This is a genomic window from Bartonella sp. TP (assembly GCF_030406085.1).
Classification (GTDB): domain Bacteria; phylum Pseudomonadota; class Alphaproteobacteria; order Rhizobiales; family Rhizobiaceae; genus CALTWN01.
On record NZ_CP129002.1, the window covers coordinates 901,292 to 918,827 of the forward strand.

The 17,536-nt window shown below is 39.3% G+C and carries 14 protein-coding genes; all 14 read left to right on the forward strand.

Annotation, left to right across the window (positions count from 1 at the left end; genetic code table 11):
- Positions 1-55: 55 nt before the first annotated feature.
- Positions 56-1,582, forward strand: coding sequence for a penicillin-binding protein 2 (locus tag QVL57_RS04410; protein WP_290076025.1), 1,527 nt, complete (start codon positions 56-58; stop codon positions 1,580-1,582).
- 30 nt (positions 1,583-1,612) lie between these two features.
- The gene (locus QVL57_RS04415) at positions 1,613-3,106 is read left to right on the forward strand and encodes a UDP-N-acetylmuramoyl-L-alanyl-D-glutamate--2,6-diaminopimelate ligase (RefSeq protein ID WP_290076028.1); all 1,494 of its coding nucleotides are present in this window, start codon (positions 1,613-1,615) and stop codon (positions 3,104-3,106) included.
- Between the two features lie 10 nt (positions 3,107-3,116).
- The gene (gene murF, locus QVL57_RS04420; protein WP_290076030.1) at positions 3,117-4,517 is read left to right on the forward strand and encodes a UDP-N-acetylmuramoyl-tripeptide--D-alanyl-D-alanine ligase; all 1,401 of its coding nucleotides are present in this window, start codon (positions 3,117-3,119) and stop codon (positions 4,515-4,517) included.
- Positions 4,518-4,535: 18 nt separating this feature from the next.
- Positions 4,536-5,606, forward strand: coding sequence for a phospho-N-acetylmuramoyl-pentapeptide-transferase (gene mraY / locus QVL57_RS04425; RefSeq protein ID WP_290076031.1), 1,071 nt, complete (start codon positions 4,536-4,538; stop codon positions 5,604-5,606).
- A 3-nt stretch (positions 5,607-5,609) separates the two neighbouring features.
- Complete coding sequence (murD, locus tag QVL57_RS04430; protein WP_290076033.1) at positions 5,610-6,959, forward strand: UDP-N-acetylmuramoyl-L-alanine--D-glutamate ligase; 1,350 nt, start codon at positions 5,610-5,612, stop codon at positions 6,957-6,959.
- A gap of 69 nt (positions 6,960-7,028) precedes the next feature.
- Positions 7,029-8,174 (forward strand): putative peptidoglycan glycosyltransferase FtsW, encoded by a 1,146-nt coding sequence (locus tag QVL57_RS04435; RefSeq protein ID WP_290076034.1) that lies wholly within the window; start codon positions 7,029-7,031, stop codon positions 8,172-8,174.
- Positions 8,175-8,211: 37 nt separating this feature from the next.
- Positions 8,212-9,321: an undecaprenyldiphospho-muramoylpentapeptide beta-N-acetylglucosaminyltransferase gene (gene murG / locus QVL57_RS04440; protein ID WP_290076036.1), complete on the forward strand. Its 1,110-nt coding sequence runs from the start codon at positions 8,212-8,214 to the stop codon at positions 9,319-9,321.
- A gap of 20 nt (positions 9,322-9,341) precedes the next feature.
- The gene (murC, locus tag QVL57_RS04445; RefSeq protein WP_290076038.1) at positions 9,342-10,763 is read left to right on the forward strand and encodes a UDP-N-acetylmuramate--L-alanine ligase; all 1,422 of its coding nucleotides are present in this window, start codon (positions 9,342-9,344) and stop codon (positions 10,761-10,763) included.
- Positions 10,753-11,688 carry a UDP-N-acetylmuramate dehydrogenase gene (gene murB, locus QVL57_RS04450; protein ID WP_290076040.1) on the forward strand — a complete coding sequence of 312 codons (936 nt, stop codon included), beginning with the start codon at positions 10,753-10,755 and terminating at the stop codon, positions 11,686-11,688. The genes murC and murB overlap by 11 nt, the downstream gene beginning before the upstream one ends.
- A gap of 186 nt (positions 11,689-11,874) precedes the next feature.
- Positions 11,875-12,810 (forward strand): D-alanine--D-alanine ligase, encoded by a 936-nt coding sequence (locus QVL57_RS04455; RefSeq protein WP_290076041.1) that lies wholly within the window; start codon positions 11,875-11,877, stop codon positions 12,808-12,810.
- The gene (locus tag QVL57_RS04460) at positions 12,798-13,658 is read left to right on the forward strand and encodes an FtsQ-type POTRA domain-containing protein (protein WP_290076043.1); all 861 of its coding nucleotides are present in this window, start codon (positions 12,798-12,800) and stop codon (positions 13,656-13,658) included. Before QVL57_RS04455 ends, QVL57_RS04460 begins: the two co-directional genes overlap by 13 nt.
- Complete coding sequence (gene ftsA / locus QVL57_RS04465; protein ID WP_290076045.1) at positions 13,648-14,892, forward strand: cell division protein FtsA; 1,245 nt, start codon at positions 13,648-13,650, stop codon at positions 14,890-14,892. Before QVL57_RS04460 ends, ftsA begins: the two co-directional genes overlap by 11 nt.
- A gap of 52 nt (positions 14,893-14,944) precedes the next feature.
- Positions 14,945-16,615 (forward strand): cell division protein FtsZ, encoded by a 1,671-nt coding sequence (ftsZ, locus tag QVL57_RS04470; RefSeq protein WP_290076046.1) that lies wholly within the window; start codon positions 14,945-14,947, stop codon positions 16,613-16,615.
- 18 nt (positions 16,616-16,633) lie between these two features.
- Positions 16,634-17,473 carry a UDP-3-O-acyl-N-acetylglucosamine deacetylase gene (gene lpxC, locus QVL57_RS04475; protein ID WP_290076047.1) on the forward strand — a complete coding sequence of 280 codons (840 nt, stop codon included), beginning with the start codon at positions 16,634-16,636 and terminating at the stop codon, positions 17,471-17,473.
- The last annotated feature ends 63 nt before the right edge of the window (positions 17,474-17,536 follow it).

Below are 17,536 nucleotides of genomic sequence, written 5' to 3' on the forward strand. Positions count from 1 at the left end.
TAGTAAAAGATATATAGCAGTATTTTTGCTGTTTAGTTGTTTATACATCTTGCTCATGGCGCGTTTAGTTTGGTTTGGGTTACAGCGTAAAGATGCAGAAGATGCGGCTTATGCTATGACCGAGCTTACTCAAGAGCGCCCAGATATTTTTGACCGCAATGGTTTGTTATTGGCGCGGGATATACATAGCTTTTCGCTTTTTGCTCAGCCTCGTCATGTTTTAAATCCTGAAGAAACAGCCAAGCTAATTAAAACTGTTTTACCCAATATAGACCTTGACCTTGTAACCAGCAGATTGCGCAGCAAGCAGCCTTTTGTTTGGTTAGAGCGTAATTTAAGCCTGCAGCAAAAAAGTGAAATAATGGCGCTAGGCTTACCCGGCCTTGGTTTTCGTACTCATATCAGCAGGTTTTATCCCAATGGAGCCGATGCTGCTTATGTTGTTGGCTATGTAGATGTAGACAATAAAGGCCTGGCGGGTATAGAAAAATACTTGGATGAACAAAAATTAACAGCTCCACATATAAGGGATTTAGAGAAAGAAAAATTAAAGGCTGTGTATTTGTCTATAGATATAAGAGGCCAAGCAATAATCCGCTCTGTATTGGAGCGTTCGTTAAAAACTTATAATGCGCAAGCGGCGGGAGCTGTAATATTAAATGCCGAAAATGGTGAGATTTTGGCTATGGATTCGGTGCCAAGTTTTATGCCAGATGTACCAGGCCAAGCTTTAAATGCCGATAGGCTTAATCGTATGTCTGCTGGCTTGTATGAAATGGGCTCTGTTATAAAAATTTTTACTACAGCTATGGCATTAGATAGCGGTAAATTTACCTTGGATTCTATGATAGATGCTAGTCATCCTTTGGCCGCTGGGAGAGGGCAGTATATACATGATTTTCATGGTAAAAATAGACCATTGAGCCTGTCGGAGGTTTTTATTTATTCATCTAATATAGGCTCTGCAAAAGAGGCGCTTGCAGTTGGGGTAGATCAGCATAAAAAATTTCTAGATAAATTAGGCTTGTTAACTAAGTTAGACACTGAAATCCCTGAGGTAGCCCGGCCAGTTTTTCCTAAAAAGTGGAAAGCTGTGAATTCTATGACTATAGCTTTTGGTCATGGCATGATGAACACTCCTTTGCAAACAGCGGTTAGTGCAGCTGCTTTGCTAAACGGTGGTATATTGCGGCAACCTACTTTTTTAAGAAATTCTAGAGCGCCATTACGCTCTGCAAGGGTTCTTTCTCCTAAGACAAGCCAAATTATGCGGAATTTATTTGCGCTCAATATGAAGCAAGGCTCAGGTCGCTTTGCAAATATACAAGGTTATAATATTGGTGGCAAAACTGGCACGGCAGAAAAGGTAGAAAATGGTAAATATGTAAAAAACCAACGTTTTAATAGTTTTATTGCTGCCTTTCCTATAGAGCATCCAAAATATATTGTATTAACTATTATTGATAATCCTCAGGCTATACCTGGCCGTATTGGTTCTACTGCTGGTTATAATGCAGCGCCAATGGCAGTTGAAATTATAAATCGTTGTGCTAATTTTTTAGGAGTAAGGCCGAATATTTGAATATGCTCGGTAAATTTGAAAGCCTATTTTATGAAATTGAATATACTTTTGCAAACATTGATCTATGATTTGCCGAAAGAATCTCTGCATGAGTTGGAGAAGATAGAGATCGTTGGCTTAGCCTCTAACAGTTCAGATGTTTGTAATGGTTTTGCTTTTTTTGCTATAAATGGTATAAAAAATGATGGGGCGCGGTATGTTTCTGAAGCCTTGCGCAAAGGGGCTAAGTTAGTAGTACACAGCGATAAAACTATTGCGGCTAGTTTTTCGCACTATTGCGACTTTAATTTTCGTGATAATTGTTGGTTTCTGTACGTAACCGATGTGCGCAAAGCTTTATCGGCAGCGGCAAATCTTTTTTGGCCTTTGCAGCCAAAGCATGTAGCTGCTGTTACTGGTACTAGTGGTAAAACTTCTGTGGCTTCTTTTACCAATCAATTATGGCAAGCGATGCATTATAATTCTGCTTCTATAGGCACATTAGGGGTTTCTGTACCAAATGTTGCAAATAGCAGTTATTTAACAACGCCAGATACTATAAATATGCATAAGATTTTAGATAATTTAGCGCAATTGAAGATTAGCCATGTGATATTGGAAGCTTCGTCGCACGGTATTTTGCAATGCCGGTTAGATAATGTGCGCTTAAGCTCTGCCGCTTTTACTAATTTGGGGCGAGATCATTTGGATTATCATTTGGACATCGAGAGTTATTTTGCTGCAAAAATGCGTTTATTTAAAGAGCTGTTAGCTGATGGGTGTCCAGTAATATTATTCGCTGACGATGAATATAGCGACAGAGTGTTGCAACATTTGCAGCCTTATCATGATAATATATTAAAAATAGGCCAAAGAGGAGATTTTATAAAACTAAAAGCAGTACATAAGCTAAAAGAAGGCCAAATTTTGGCATTAAGGATAGATGGTAAGGACTATGATAATATATTCTTTCCCTTACATGGCGATTTTCAGTTATATAATGCGTTGGTAGCTATGGGGCTAGTTATTGCGGAAGGTGCGGCAATTGAGCCTTGTTTAGAAATGTTATCGAAACTACATTCGGTATCTGGTCGTATGCAATTAATTGGTAATAAGCAAAATGGTGCTTTGGTCTATGTTGATTACGCGCATAAGCCAGAAGCTTTGATGCAAGTTTTGCGAGAGGTAAAAACTATGGTCCAGGGTAAAATTATTTTGGTTTTTGGCTGTGGTGGAGATAGGGATAAAGGTAAGCGTCCTATTATGGGGCAAATTGCTGGTGAGTATAGTGATATTGTTATCATTACAGATGATAATCCGCGCGGTGAGCCAGCTGAATCTATACGAAAAGAAATTATACAAGCTGTACCTAGCGCTATAGAAATAGCAAATAGATCGGAAGCTATAGCATATGCGATAAATATAGCAAAAGCGAATGATATTGTATTGGTGGCTGGTAAGGGACATGAAGTGGGGCAGATTATTGGCGATAAATCTTTGCCTTTTAGCGATAAGGATGAAATTTTGCGGTGGTTGAATTATTAGGGGTAAGGTTATGTGGGCTAGGCAAGAAATTTTGGAAAGCATTCAAGGGCAAGTTTTTGGCAACTTAGCTACAGAATTTACAGGTGTATCTATAGATACGCGTACTTTAGCAGCTGGGTCGATATTTTTTGCTATAGAGGGAGCTAATTTCGATGGCCATGATTTTTTATCTAATGCCGTAAGTAAAGGTGCAACTTTATTAATTATACAAAAAGATAAGTTGGATAAAGCCAAGAATTTGGCTGTGCCGTTTATTGCTGTTGATGGGGTGTTGCGCGCTTTAGAACAATTGGCAACAAAAGCGAGAGCTCGCTCAAAAGCCAAGATAATTGCTGTAACTGGCTCGTTGGGTAAAACTACATTAAAAGAATTGTTAAAACATGTGCTTAGCGTTTTTGGCAAGACGCATGCTAGTCCAGCTTCTTTTAATAATCATTGGGGAGTCCCATTAACTTTAGCTTCGATGCCGATAGATACTGAATACGGTATTTTTGAATTGGGTATGAATCATGCCGGAGAATTGGCGTATCTAGCTCCTATGGTTAAGCAGGATATTTCAGTAATTACTGCTATAGCGCCTGCCCATTTAGGGAATTTCGAAGATTTGCAGGCTATTGCAGCTGCTAAAGCGGAAATTTATGCTGCACAAAATAAACATGGTTTGGCGCTAGTTAATATAGATGACAACTTTTGTGAGTTCTTGACTGAGCAAGCAAAAATAAATGGTATAGAAAATATAGAATTTTTTGGTAGAGCAAAAAAAGCTCAATACAGAATATTAGCGTTTAAGGATAAGCTATTACGCTATAGTAAAAATAGCGAGTGCGGAGAGATAAAATTGGCCATTGCAAGGGATTATGCTGCTTATAATAGCATGGCGCTTATGGCGATTTTAGATTTTTTATGTCTTGATGTGGCCCAAGCACAGCAAGCTTTGGCAAATTTTGAAGAATTGGGGGGGCGGGGCAAAGAACACCAGCTTATCTTATCTTCACAATCTAAAGCTTTATTAATTGATGAAAGTTATAATGCTAATCCGCGCTCTATGGTTAACGCCTTGGAGAATTTGGGCCATAAACAATTACTGCCGGGTGCAAGAAAAATAGCTGTACTTGGTGATATGCTGGAATTGGGTTCCTTCAGTGAAGAAATGCATAGAGCGCTAGCCAAGCCGATACTAGCAGCTGGGGTAAATAAATTGTATCTAATAGGGCCAAATATGCAGCCTTTAGCTTTGGAGCTTGGTGCGAATTGTGTCTGGCACGAGACAGTTGAAGAAATTTTGTCCCTAATCTTGAGTGACATAAGGGATGGGGATGTGATAATGGTAAAATCCTCTAAGAGCATCGGTACCATTAAAGTGGTTAATGAGTTATTAAACATCTATAAACTAAAATCTTTACATTATTAATTCAAAGGGCGTATTCGTATGTTTATTTATCTCACGGCATTGCATAATTATATGCCTGGCTTTGGTGTTTTCCAGTATATTAGTTTTCGAGCTATAGCAGCTATGTTAACCGCTGCTTTTATAGTGTTTTTATTGGGCGACAAATTTGTAATTTACGTACGCAAATGGCAAGGAAAAGGGCAACCTATACGAGCAGATGGGCCGCAAACCCATTTTGAAAAATCTGGTACGCCTACAATGGGTGGTCTAATGATTTTAGGCGGTATATTACTTTCTTCTTTGCTATGGGGCAATTTGACAAATTTATATTTTTGGATAGTCCTTTTTGTTGCTATTAGTTTTGCTGCTATAGGTTTTTATGATGACTATTTAAAAGTAATGCGCCAAAACGAAAAAGGGTTTAGTAGCAAAGCACGCCTGGGCTTAGAATTTTTGATAGCAGTGATAGCTGTATTTTTGTTATTGCGGGTTAGTTCGGCTAATATTTCTGTACCATTTATAAAAAGCTATTTATTGAATCTTGGCTGGTTTTTTTTGCCTTTGGCAGCTATAGTAATAGTAGGTACTGCTAATTCTGTAAATTTTACCGATGGGTTAGATGGTCTGGCCATTGTGCCAGTTATGATAGCCGCTTGCTCATTCGCTTGTATTGCTTATTTTTGTGGTAATTTGGTGTTTGCTAAATATCTGCAAATTCCTTTTGTGCCAGGAGCTGGAGAAATGTCTATAATCTTAGCTGCTCTTATAGGCTCTGGTCTTGGTTTTTTGTGGTTTAATGCGCCGCCTGCTGCTATGTTTATGGGCGACACTGGTTCTTTGTCGCTTGGCGGATTATTGGGATGTATTGCCGTAGCTACTAAACAGGAACTTATACTGGTAATAATTGGCGGAATATTTGTTATGGAAGCCTTGTCTGTCATAATACAGGTGTTGTCTTTTAAAACTACAGGTAAGCGAGTTTTTTTAATGGCCCCTATACATCATCATTTTGAAAAAAAGGGCTGGAGTGAAAGCCAGGTGGTTATACGTTTTTGGATCATTGCTATATTTTTAGCTTTAATAGGTTTACTGAGCTTTAAATTAAGATAGATTATGATAAAAATTACCTGCTTTAGAGAACAAAAATTGGCACTTTTCGGGTTAGGGGACTCTGGTATAGCCACAGCAAAAGCTCTACAGGAAGGTGGAACAAGGGTTGTTTGTTGGGACGACAATGAGCAATCCCGCCTTAAGGCAGCGCAGTACAATATACAGTTAACACATTTAGGTGAGATAGATTGGTCACAAATCGCTGCTTTGGTAGTAGCGCCAGGTGTGCCGTTGAATTATCCAATACCGCATTGGAGTGTGCGTTTAGCTAAGCAGCATGGGGTTGAAATTTTAGGTGATATTGAGCTTTTTGTGCGGGAACGTAATCTTTTTTTATCTGAAAATAACCTTGCTAGTAAAGATGTACCTTTTATTGCTATAACTGGTACAAACGGCAAGTCAACAACTACTAACTTAATTACGCATTTATTAACAAAAATGGGCTTTGACGCTCAAATGGGTGGTAATATTGGGCGACCGATTTTAGATTTGCTGCCTTTAGCCAAAGGTAGATTCTATGTTATAGAATGCTCGTCTTTTCAAATAGATTTAGCTCCTTCTATAAATCCTACTATTGGTATTTTATTAAACATCACACCTGACCATATTGACCGACATGGAAGCTTTGAGAATTATGCAGACGTGAAAAAAGCTTTATTGCGTAAAGCGTTAATTCGTTTTTTGCCCTTTGATCAAGATTTTTCTGGCGATAACGTTCATTTTATTTCTGAAGACCATGAGATAGCTAATGGTTATTATGCTATAGGAGCAAAACTATATCATGCTCAGCGTTTTATAGTAGATTTAACTGGTAGTATTTCTTTGCGCGGGCAGCACAATATGCAAAACGCTTTGGCTGCGATAGGCGCCTTGATGGAGCTATTAGGCGATACTATTGTTGCCTTTGATTGGCGGTCTGCATGTTTGAGTTATCCTGGGCTGCCGCATAGAATGCAGCAAATACGTCGTATAGGTAATGTTTTATTTATTAACGATAGTAAAGCGACAAATGCTCAGGCTAGCGCACCAGCCTTGGCAAGTTTTGAAAATATTCATTGGATAATTGGAGGCATAGCTAAACAAGGCGGTATAGAGAGTTTACAGCCATTTTTTTCTAAAATACGTAAGGCTTATTTAATAGGCGAGGCGGCGCAGGACTTTGCAAAAACTATAAATTCAGCTTTTGAATTTCAGTATTGCGGTAATCTAGAGCAAGCTGTTTTATCTGCTATGCATGATGCAAAAGATACTGAAGCAGTGATATTATTATCTCCAGCTTGTGCGAGCTATGATCAATTTGCCAATTATAGCGCTAGGGGCGAGGCTTTTATAAAAATTGTAAATAGCCTCTGATTATTGTTAATAATTTCGTATCCGTTTTGCGGTAGAAATTAAGTAAGGTTGAATATGAATGGAGCTGAAATGAGCTTGAGGGCGCAGGGCAGAAAACTACCTGTTTGGTGGTGGAAAATTGATCAGGGCTTATTCGTTGCTGCAATGTTTTTATTAATTTTAGGTATTATGCTTTCTTTTGCTGCTAGCCCTTCGGTGGCGCTGCATTTGGGGCGTATAGATAGTTACGCTTTTGTTAAGTCTCATATTATGTTTGCTGCTGTAGCAGTGCTTCTTATGCTTCTTATTTCTTTTTTTTCTCCTCGTATGTTGCGCAATAGCTATATGCTGTTAGCGGGTATTAGTTTTGTTTTGCTTATAGCGGTGCTTTTTTTTGGCTTTGAAACTAAGGGCTCTACGCGTTGGCTAAAAATATTTGGCTTAACTATACAGCCGTCAGAGTTCTTAAAGCCTGCTTTTATTGTTACTTGCTCTTGGCTTCTTAGTTTAAAGAAAGAAGGGCAAAAAGCACGTTATGGCTGGCTGTTTAGTTTCTTGTTCTATGTTGCGTGCTTTTTTTTATTAGTTAAAGAACCAGATATAGGACAGGCGGTATTATTGACGGGTGTTTGGTGCTTTATGATTTTTTTGGCGGGAGTCAATCTATTACTATTAGGTAGTTTTTTTTCGATTTTTGGTGGTGTTTTTTATATAATATATCTTTACAGTTACCATGTTCACCAAAGAGTGCAAAAATTTTTAACGGGTGTTGGGGATACTTTTCAAGTAGATATGGGCCGAGAAGCAATTTTACACGGTTCGTGGATGGGGGTAGGGCCTGGCGAAGGCACTATAAAACGTTTAATTCCCGATAGCCACACAGATTTTGTATTTTCAGTAGCTGCAGAAGAATACGGTATTATAGCTTGTATGTTGTTAACCCTTCTTTTTGTGTTTATCGTTTTAAAATCTATGTATAAAGCGCAAAATCAACAAGATAATTTTTCGCGTTTATGTATAATGGCTTTGGCTACACAAATAGGGGGACAGAGTTTTATAAATATTGGTGTCAATTTGCATCTTTTGCCAGCCAAAGGTATGACTTTACCTTTTATCTCATATGGTGGCTCTTCTATGTTATCGGTGGCTTTATCCCTAGGGGCTATTTTGTGCTTAACCAAAAAGCAGCCGCAAATACAATTAACAGAGCGCCTTGGTTCATATAGTAGCTATTGAAGTATGCATTGTAGATTATAATTTTTAGAGTAAAAATATGCAAAATTCTGAAATGTTTAAAAAACCTATAATATTAGTTGCTGGGGGAACAGGTGGCCATTTATTTCCGGCTAAGGCTACGGCTCAGGAATTGATTCGGCGTGGCTTTAAAGTGCATATTATTACCGACAAGAGGGCACTAAAGCTTGTACAAGATTTTGCTGATAGTAACATACATGTAGTCCGTTGTGGTACTTTTAAGGGGCTTAACCCGATAGCATTTGTTAAAGCCAGTGTAGCCCTGTTAGTTGGTGCTTGGCAATCGTATCGCATATTTAAGACAATAAGGCCTTCTGTTGTTGGCGGTTTTGGCGGTTATCCAACGCTTTCACCTTTGGTAATAGCTAGCGGGCTGATAGGTAAGAGGTTTGGCATAAAAACTTTTATACATGAGCAAAATGCTGTAATGGGACGAGCAAATAGATTTTTAGCTCGAAGAGTGGATCTAATAGCGGGAGGTTTTTTGGCTAAAGCTGGTAAATTTGCCGATAAGATTGTTGAAACGGGTAACCCGGTACGGCGGGATATAATAGAGGCCTCAGCTTTTCTTTATAAAAGCCCAGAAGTGGGTGAAAAATTAAAGATTTTGATTTTTGGCGGTAGCCAAGGAGCTAGTTTTTTTTCTCAAATTATGCCAAAGACTATGCAGCTTTTATCAGCGCCAGAACGTACTCAGATAGCTATAGTACAGCAAGCTCGGCAAGATGGGTATAACTTATCGGCTATTTATAAGCAATTAGGTGTTGAAGCAGAAATTGCGCCTTTTTTTGACAATTTGGCACAAAAAATGCGAGATGCTCACTATATTATCTCTCGTTCTGGTGCCTCTACAATTGCTGAGATAGCTAGTATTGGTCGCCCAGCTTTGTTAGTTCCGTATCCCTATGCCATAGACCATGATCAGGCCAAGAATGCAGAGAAATTAGCGCAGATTGGCGGAGCTAGAATTTACAAACAAGCGGATCTTAATGAGCATATCTTAGTTAATATTCTTAGGGAGCTTTTAGCTAACCCCGAACAATTAGCGAAGCAAGCACGTCGAGCAAAAAAAGTAGGAAATATCAAGGCCACAAAATTATTAGCGGGTTTGGTGGAGCAGTTAATATAACAAAGTTAAGGAAGTTAAGCATGAAAATGCCGATTAATATTGGTATCATACATTTTATCGGTATAGGCGGTATAGGTATGAGTGGCATAGCCGAAATATTGCATAATTTAAACTATAAGGTGCAGGGTTCTGACCAAAAAGATAATGCGAATGTTCACAGACTCCTTCAGAAAAATATTCCTGTTTTTATTGGCCACAAGATAGATAATATTAAACAAGCAGATGTCGTAGTTGTTTCTAGTGCCGTCCCATTGGATAATGTAGAATATATATATGCAAAAGAAAAAGGGTTGCCCATAGTAAAGCGGGCAGAAATGTTAGCAGAGCTCATGCGCTTTAGGCGAACTATAGCCGTAGGTGGTACTCATGGTAAAACTACTACCACCTCATTAGTTTCTGCTTTATTATCTGCTGGCGGTGCGGATCCTACTATTATAAATGGTGGGATTATAAATGAATATGGGTCAAATGCTATATTAGGTTCTGGAGATTGGATGGTTGTAGAAGCAGATGAAAGCGATGGTAGTTTTTTAAAATTGCCAGCGGATATCGCTATAGTCACTAATATCGATCCTGAACATTTAGATCATTATGGAAGTTTTGAGGATCTTAAGAAAGCCTTTCGTTCTTTTATAGAAAATATTCCTTTTTATGGGTTTGCTGTATTATGTCTAGATCATCCACAAGTAGCTGCGCTTAGTCAGACCATACATAACAAGCGTATTATTACTTATGGACACAATTCTGAAGCTGATGTTTGTTTTTTGCCGAAGGGTAATCAAGTCGGCTTTAGCTCTACGCATAAGCTGCAAATGTCATTTGACATAGTTATACGCAATAAAAAAACTAAGCTTTTATCAAAAATAGAAAATTTGGTATTACCAATGCTTGGTATACACAATATTTCTAATGCTACTGCTGCTATAGCTGTTGCTTTGGAACTCGGTATAAGTGTAGAGGCAATAAAAAAAGGGTTGGCAAATTTTAGTGGTGTTAAGAGACGTTTTACCTATATAGGCTCTTGGCAAGATATAGAGGTTTTTGATGATTATGGCCATCATCCTAAAGAAATACAAGCTGTGTTGAGTGCGGCTAGACAAAGCAGTCAGGGTCGTATTATTGCAGTGGTTCAGCCGCATCGGTACACTCGGCTACAGGATTTATTTAATGAATTTGCCCAATGTTTAGATCAAGCTGACATTGTGGTATTGATGCCAGTTTATTCTGCTGGCGAGCCGCCTATAGAAAATATAAATTCTAAAGAGCTATCTAAGCATATAAAAAAACCATGTTATTTAGTAGATACACAGGCTCAATTGGTATCTCTGGTTGCGGAAATAGCAAAACCGCATGATTATGTAGTTTTTTTAGGTGCTGGAGACATAACCAATTGGGCTGCAACCATGCCAGCTAAGCTAGCGGAGCGGAGCAATGCAAGCTGAATTAAAAAAAAAGCTAGCCGCTTTACGCGGAAAATTAATCTTTGAAGCAGATATGGCAAAGATTGTCTGGTTTCGCAGTGGTGGTAAGGCAAAACTTTTATTTCAGCCGGAGGATGAGGCCGATTTGATAAGTTTTTTGCACATATGGCCAAAGAATGAGCCGCTACGGACTATAGGTATAGGTTCAAATCTTTTGGTGCGCGATGGTGGCTTTGCTGGTGCTATAATTAAGTTGGGTGCGAAAGCTTTTGGACAAGTTAAACAGCTTTCGCCTACGCTTTTATCGGCACAGTGTGGGGTTAGTGATAAACAATTAAGTTTAATAGCTTGTCAGTCTGGTATTGGTGGTTTTCATTTTTATAGTGGAATACCTGGTAATTTGGGCGGTGCCATAGCTATGAATGCAGGAGCAAATGATATTGAAACTGCACAGCGTGTTGTAAATGTTCGAGCTGTAGATAGATTTGGCAATATTCAGTTGCTTACCAATAAGGAATTGGAATTTAGCTACCGTCACTGCGGTGTTAAGCACCGATTCATTTTTTTAAATGCTGAGTTAGAAGGATATCCATCTAGCGCAGAAGAAATAAAGCAAAAAATAGAATCGGTTATAAAGCATCGTGAGTCAGCTCAGCCAGTACGCGAGAAAACTGGCGGTTCTACATTTAAAAACTTAGCCATGAAGAGTGCCTGGCAGTTAATAGACGAGGCTAATTGCCGCGGCTTGCGTTTTGGTGGGGCTGCGATGAGTGAAATGCACTGTAATTTCATGATAAACGAGAACCAAGCTAGTGCTTATGATTTAGAAATGTTGGGTGAGATTGTACGACAAAAAGTTTATGAGCATAGTGGTAAAAAATTAACGTGGGAAATAGAGCGCTTTGGTAGCTTTGAATTGAATAAAATCGTAGAATCCTTTGATTGAAATATAAATATTTGAGTCTTTTCAATATCTTGTCTCAACTTAACTAAAAATACCGTTTCTTTTCCACAAATAGCGCTTGCATCATGTTCAATTCTTTGATTCATTAGGCGTTAAATCTAGTGATTCGTTACAGTGTTTTTTGTACTAATATTTCAATTTTTGATCTGCAAATGAAAGTGCCTTGCTATGGTAAAAAAAGTAGCTGTTTTGATGGGGGGGTGGTCTAATGAACGTGAGATCAGTTTAAATTCCGGTCAATTATGCGCAGAAGCTTTAAGAAGCATGGGCTTTGCGGTTTCTACAATCGATGTTGGGATATACTCTTCTTTAGCAGATAGTTTTGTGCAGCAATTGGCTTACGAAAGTCCTGATGTTGTGTTTAACGCTATGCACGGTCCTTTTGGCGAAGATGGTAAAATGCAATCTATTTTAGAATATTTAAATTTACCGTATACCCATTCTGGTGTTTTAGCCTCAGCTTTGGCTATGGATAAAGCTCGTGCAAAATCCGTGGTGGCGGCTTGTAATGTTGCGGTAGCAGAATCTGTTGTTTTGCATCGAAAATCTATAACTTTAGAGCATCCGATGGAACCGCCTTATGTTATAAAGCCTGTGTATGAAGGCTCTAGTTTCGGCATAGTTATGGTAGCGAAAGGGGATGCGGTGCCCTTAGCTTTGCTGCATTCAAATCAATGGCGTTATGGGGATGAATTGTTGGTAGAGCGCTATGTCCCTGGTCGTGAACTGACATGTGTTGTAATGGGCGATAAGGTCTTGGATGTTTGCGAAATTTTGCCGGAGCATGGCTATAAATTTTATGATTTTAATGCCAAATATGATGTTGGTGGCTCAAAACATATTTGCCCAGCAGAAATTTTACCAAATATTTACCAAGATGTGCAAAGAATGTCTTTAGTAGCACATAAAGCTATAGGATGTCGTGGTATAACGCGATCGGATTTTCGATTTAATGAGGAAACCGGTAAAGTATATTGGCTAGAGATCAATACGCAGCCTGGTATGACGCCTACATCTTTAGTGCCGGATATTGCTAAAGTTTCTGATCTTTCTTTTAAGGATTTAGTGCTTTGGTTAGTGGAGGATGCATCTTGCAGGCGCTAAATAGTCAAATTATAAAAAATCTTGTTGCTATGCCAGCTCTAGAGTTACCGCATTATGACTTTGCGGCTAGTTTTCGTAGAGCTAATTTTAATTGGCGTTGGCTTTATAAATATTTAGGTATTGCTACGGCCTGTGTTACGCTTTGTATTGGCTCTATTTACTCTTTTACCGTTAAATTTGATGGGGATGGCCTTACAACTACCCTAACCGAAAAATTTGGTTTTTATGTTGACCATCTCAATGTTCAAGGGAACGCGCATTTTACCCAACAGCAATTAATAGAAATTTTGGGCATAAATCATAAGGCTTTTTTACCAAGTTATGATGCAAAAGAAGCTAGAAATCGTTTATTAGCTTTTCCTTGGGTTAAAGATGCAGTAGTAGAAAAATCTTATCCTAATAATTTGAATGTACATATTGTTGAGCGGCAGCCCTATGCTATTTTGCAACATGCGGCAGGCCTGGCTCTTGTAGATAAATCCGGTATATTCATTAAAGCTTTACCTGCTTTCTCAGATTTTCGCAATATGCCTTTGCTTATAGCGCAAGATGTAGATGGCGAGGCTATCTGTGCAGTCAGCCAAATCAGCCAGCTATCCATTGCTAGCAAAATTAAAGCCTATAGATTTGTAGCAAATAGGCGCTGGGATTTGCTTTTAGATAATGGTACAGTTGTAAAGCTTCCTGCCAGTGATGTAGTCCCAGCTTTGGAAAGAATTTTAAATAATTCATACTTATCATATTTGCTAAAAAAACCTGGCATCATTATAGATTTACGAGGCGGCAGCTCTGTAATTGTAGCTTCGGCCTCCAAGGTTCAAGAACAGGCGGTACAGAATGCTATTTAAGTGGCCAAGTTCGCATGATGGCAAACCTAACCGTATTTTAACTGTTTTGGATATTGGGTCTAGTAAAATTGTCTGCCTTATCGCAAGGCTAAACTATTGTGGCAACGCTTCGCAACTTTATGCTAGATCATATAAGGCTGAGATATTAGGCTATGGTATACGTCGCTCTAGTGGTATTAAATCTGGTTTGATAATGGATATAATGCAGGCGGAAAAAGCTATAAGGCTTGCCGTTGCAGAAGCAGAATCTATGGCAAAGGTTAATGTAGATTCTATAATAGTAACTATTAATGCTGGCAGGTTATCTGGTAAGGCGGTAGAGGCACAAATACCTTTATCTGGTGAAATTATTGGCAAAAAGTGCTTACACGAGCTATTACAGCAAGTGGTAGTGCAGTCGTATGAGGAATCACGTTTACCTATACACTCTTTGCCCATATATTATAAGTTAGATGATCATATTGTTGATAGTCCTCTTGCTATGATTGGCAAATCTTTGGCGGTTAATTCACATGTTTTAAGTGTAGATGCTGCAGCCCTGCAAAATTTAGAGCTCTGTTTATCTAGAGCGATGTTGGATGTTGAAGCGGTAGTTTGTACTCCTTTGGCTAGTTCTTTGGCTGTCTTGTTGGATAATGAGGCTGAATTGGGAGCTGTGTGTCTTGATATAGGTGCTGGAACCACTAGTTTTTCGGTATATAATAAAAAGCGGCTGGTTTATGCTGGCTCAGTACCAGTTGGTGGCGATCATATTACCTATGACATAGCTCGTGGCTTGAAGATTGACTATGACTCGGCAGATGCGTTGAAAAAGCAGCAGGGCCTCGTGAATTCCTCTGCTATTTATGAAGGCTTAGCTGGGATAATCACCGCCCGGGCAGAAGAAATTTTATATATGGTAAAAGAGCAATTATTGATTGCTAATTATACTAAAATGGCAGATAAATCTTTGGTGTTAACAGGTGGTGGGGCGCAATTACCAGGCTTGGCAAGTTTAGCGCAAAGAATATTTGCCATGCAGACTAGACTGGGTCGTCCTTTGGGTGTATCGCGGTTACCAAGTTTTGCAAAAACTAGCGCGTATGCTGCTGCTGTCGGGCTTTTGGTATACCCACAATATGTTGGGTTTAATGATATTTATAGTTTAAAATTTTCTGATAATAATGGCCGTGCAAATAGCAAGTTAAAGCAGCTAGGTAGGTGGGGCCGTAATTTTATGAAAATGCTTAGTTAGGTTAAAATTTATGGAAAAATTAATTTATAATGAGTTTGGAAGGATATAGAATATGATAGCCGAGTTGCAACGTCCAGATATAACTGAGCTTAAGCCACGCATTACAGTTTTTGGTGTCGGCGGTGGCGGCGGCAATGCGGTAAATAATATGATAAATGCTGGCCTACAAGGGGTAGATTTTGTTGTTGCGAATACAGATGCTCAGGCTTTATCTATGTCGCGTGCCCCTAAGCTTATTCAGTTAGGAGCAGCCGTTACCCAAGGTCTTGGTGCTGGCGCTATGCCAGAAATGGGTCGTGCTGCAGCAGAAGAGTGCGAAGAGGAAATTATAGCGCATTTGTCAAATTATCATATGGTGTTTATAACGGCTGGCATGGGTGGCGGTACTGGTACTGGCGCTGCTCCGGTGATTGCAAAAGCTGCTAAGGAAAAAGGAATCTTAACTGTTGGTGTGGTTACCAAACCTTTTGACTTTGAAGGTTTGCGTCGTATGAAAACAGCCGAAGATGGTATTAAAGAACTGCAAGAATGTGTAGATACTTTGATAGTTATACCGAATCAAAATCTATTTCGTATAGCCAATGAAAAAACTACTTTTGCTGAAGCTTTTAGTATGGCAGATCAGGTGCTTTATTCTGGGGTTGCATCTATTACAGACCTGATGGTAAAGGAAGGCTTGATAAATTTAGATTTTGCCGATGTTCGCTCTGTAATGACGAATATGGGACGTGCAATGATGGGTACCGGGGAAGCTAGTGGTGAAGGGCGCGCCTTAAAAGCAGCGGAGGCTGCTATAGCGAATCCATTATTAGATGAGAGTTCTATGCATGGCGCGCGTGGATTGTTGATTTCCATTACTGGTGGCCATGATATGACGTTGTTTGAGGTTGATGAGGCAGCTAATCGTATTCGCCAAGAGGTAGATGCAGAGGCAGATGTAATATTTGGGGCAATTGACGACCAGAGCTTAGAGGGCACGTTGCGTGTTTCTGTCGTCGCTACTGGTATTACTAATAATATGGATCGGCGCCATTCGCCATATGGCGGAACACCAGATAAAACAATTAGATCTAATTCGGGCAATAATGCTGTGCCAATTGCGCCTGATGAAGCGCCGAAGCCTTCTTTTAACATGGCTAATTCTGTGCAAACTCAGGCTGCGGTTAGGAGTATTTTTGTTAAGCCAGCGCAGCCGACTGTTCCACAGCAAGCTACCCCCAATGGCGTTATTGATGTAATGTCGGCTATTGAAGATGAAGCTCCGGTTGCTTCTAATATCAAAACAGCAATTGCTAATTTAGAAGCAGAAGATTTATTTGAGCCAGCAACGTTTGAAGAATCTGCGCACACTTTGGCAGAGGTAGAGTTAAAATTACAGAATATAGCTAAACCAGAAATTAATATGCCGCAGCTGGATGATTTTTCACCTATGGTCCGTCATAGTTTTGAAAACGCTAAGTTAGGTGTGCAGCCACCATCGCAGCCACGTAGTTTGTGGCAAAGAATCACCCAGCGTTTTAAGGCAAAAGCAGAAAATTATCCAACAGCAAAATTAGAGCCGGCTGTGCCTGTTGCTATGTCGCAGGAATATCCATCAGTAGCTAGTAGTATAAAGCAAAGCGCGATTAATAATCATGCTGCCTATATAAAAACGCAACAAGCTATGGTCGATGAGGTTGATGAACTTGAGATACCAGCTTTTTTACGCCGACGAGCTAACTAATTAGGAATAACATACGCTATGGCTGATTTGCAGCAAACTATTGCTAGTACTGTTACTTTTAGTGGACATGGCGTGCATAGTGCGCTGCCTTCTGTTTTAAAGGTGTCTCCAGCTCCGGCTAATACGGGGGTGGTTTTTATTTATAAAGGCGTTGAAGTTCAGGCCAATTACAAGAATGTATCGGTATCTAATTTGTGCACTACTTTGTGTAGTAGCGGTCTTGATCAGATAAGTATTAGAACTGTAGAACATGTTATGGCTGCTATAGTTGGTTTGTCTATCGATAATTTATTTATAGAGGTTTCTGCGCCAGAGGTGCCTATATTAGATGGCTCGGCTTTGCTTTATGTAGATTCTTTTGCCAAGGTAGGACTAGTAAAACAAGAACCGAGAAGTTATTTTGTTGTAAAACAGAAATCCCGAGTAGAATCAGAGTATGGTTTTGCAGAGTTTTTGCCTTATGATGGCACAGTCTTTGATGTAACTATTGATTTTCCGGGTACGATAATAGGCCGCCAACAAATGATTTATGATATGGCCAAAGACGATTTTTCTATAGAAATTGCATCAGCCCGTACCTTTGGCTTTGCCAAGGATATAGAAATGTTATGGGCTAGCGGCTTGGCCTTGGGGTCTTGCTTGGAGAATTCTGTAGTAATCGACACTCAGGGGAGCATCGCAAATGCTTCTGGCTTGCGCTATGAAAATGAGTTTGTTAGGCATAAGCTGCTCGATGCTGTTGGCGATACTGCTCTAATAGGACACAGATTCAAAGGTATTTTTCATTCTTTTTGTAGTGGGCATAGTTTAAATTTCAAAGCAGTTGAAAAACTGATGGAAATGAGTAAAATAGCCTGATCGTTTAAAATTTTAGATTAGCTTGTCTATTTTTTCCGTTGCGTGTAATTTAATATAGGATAT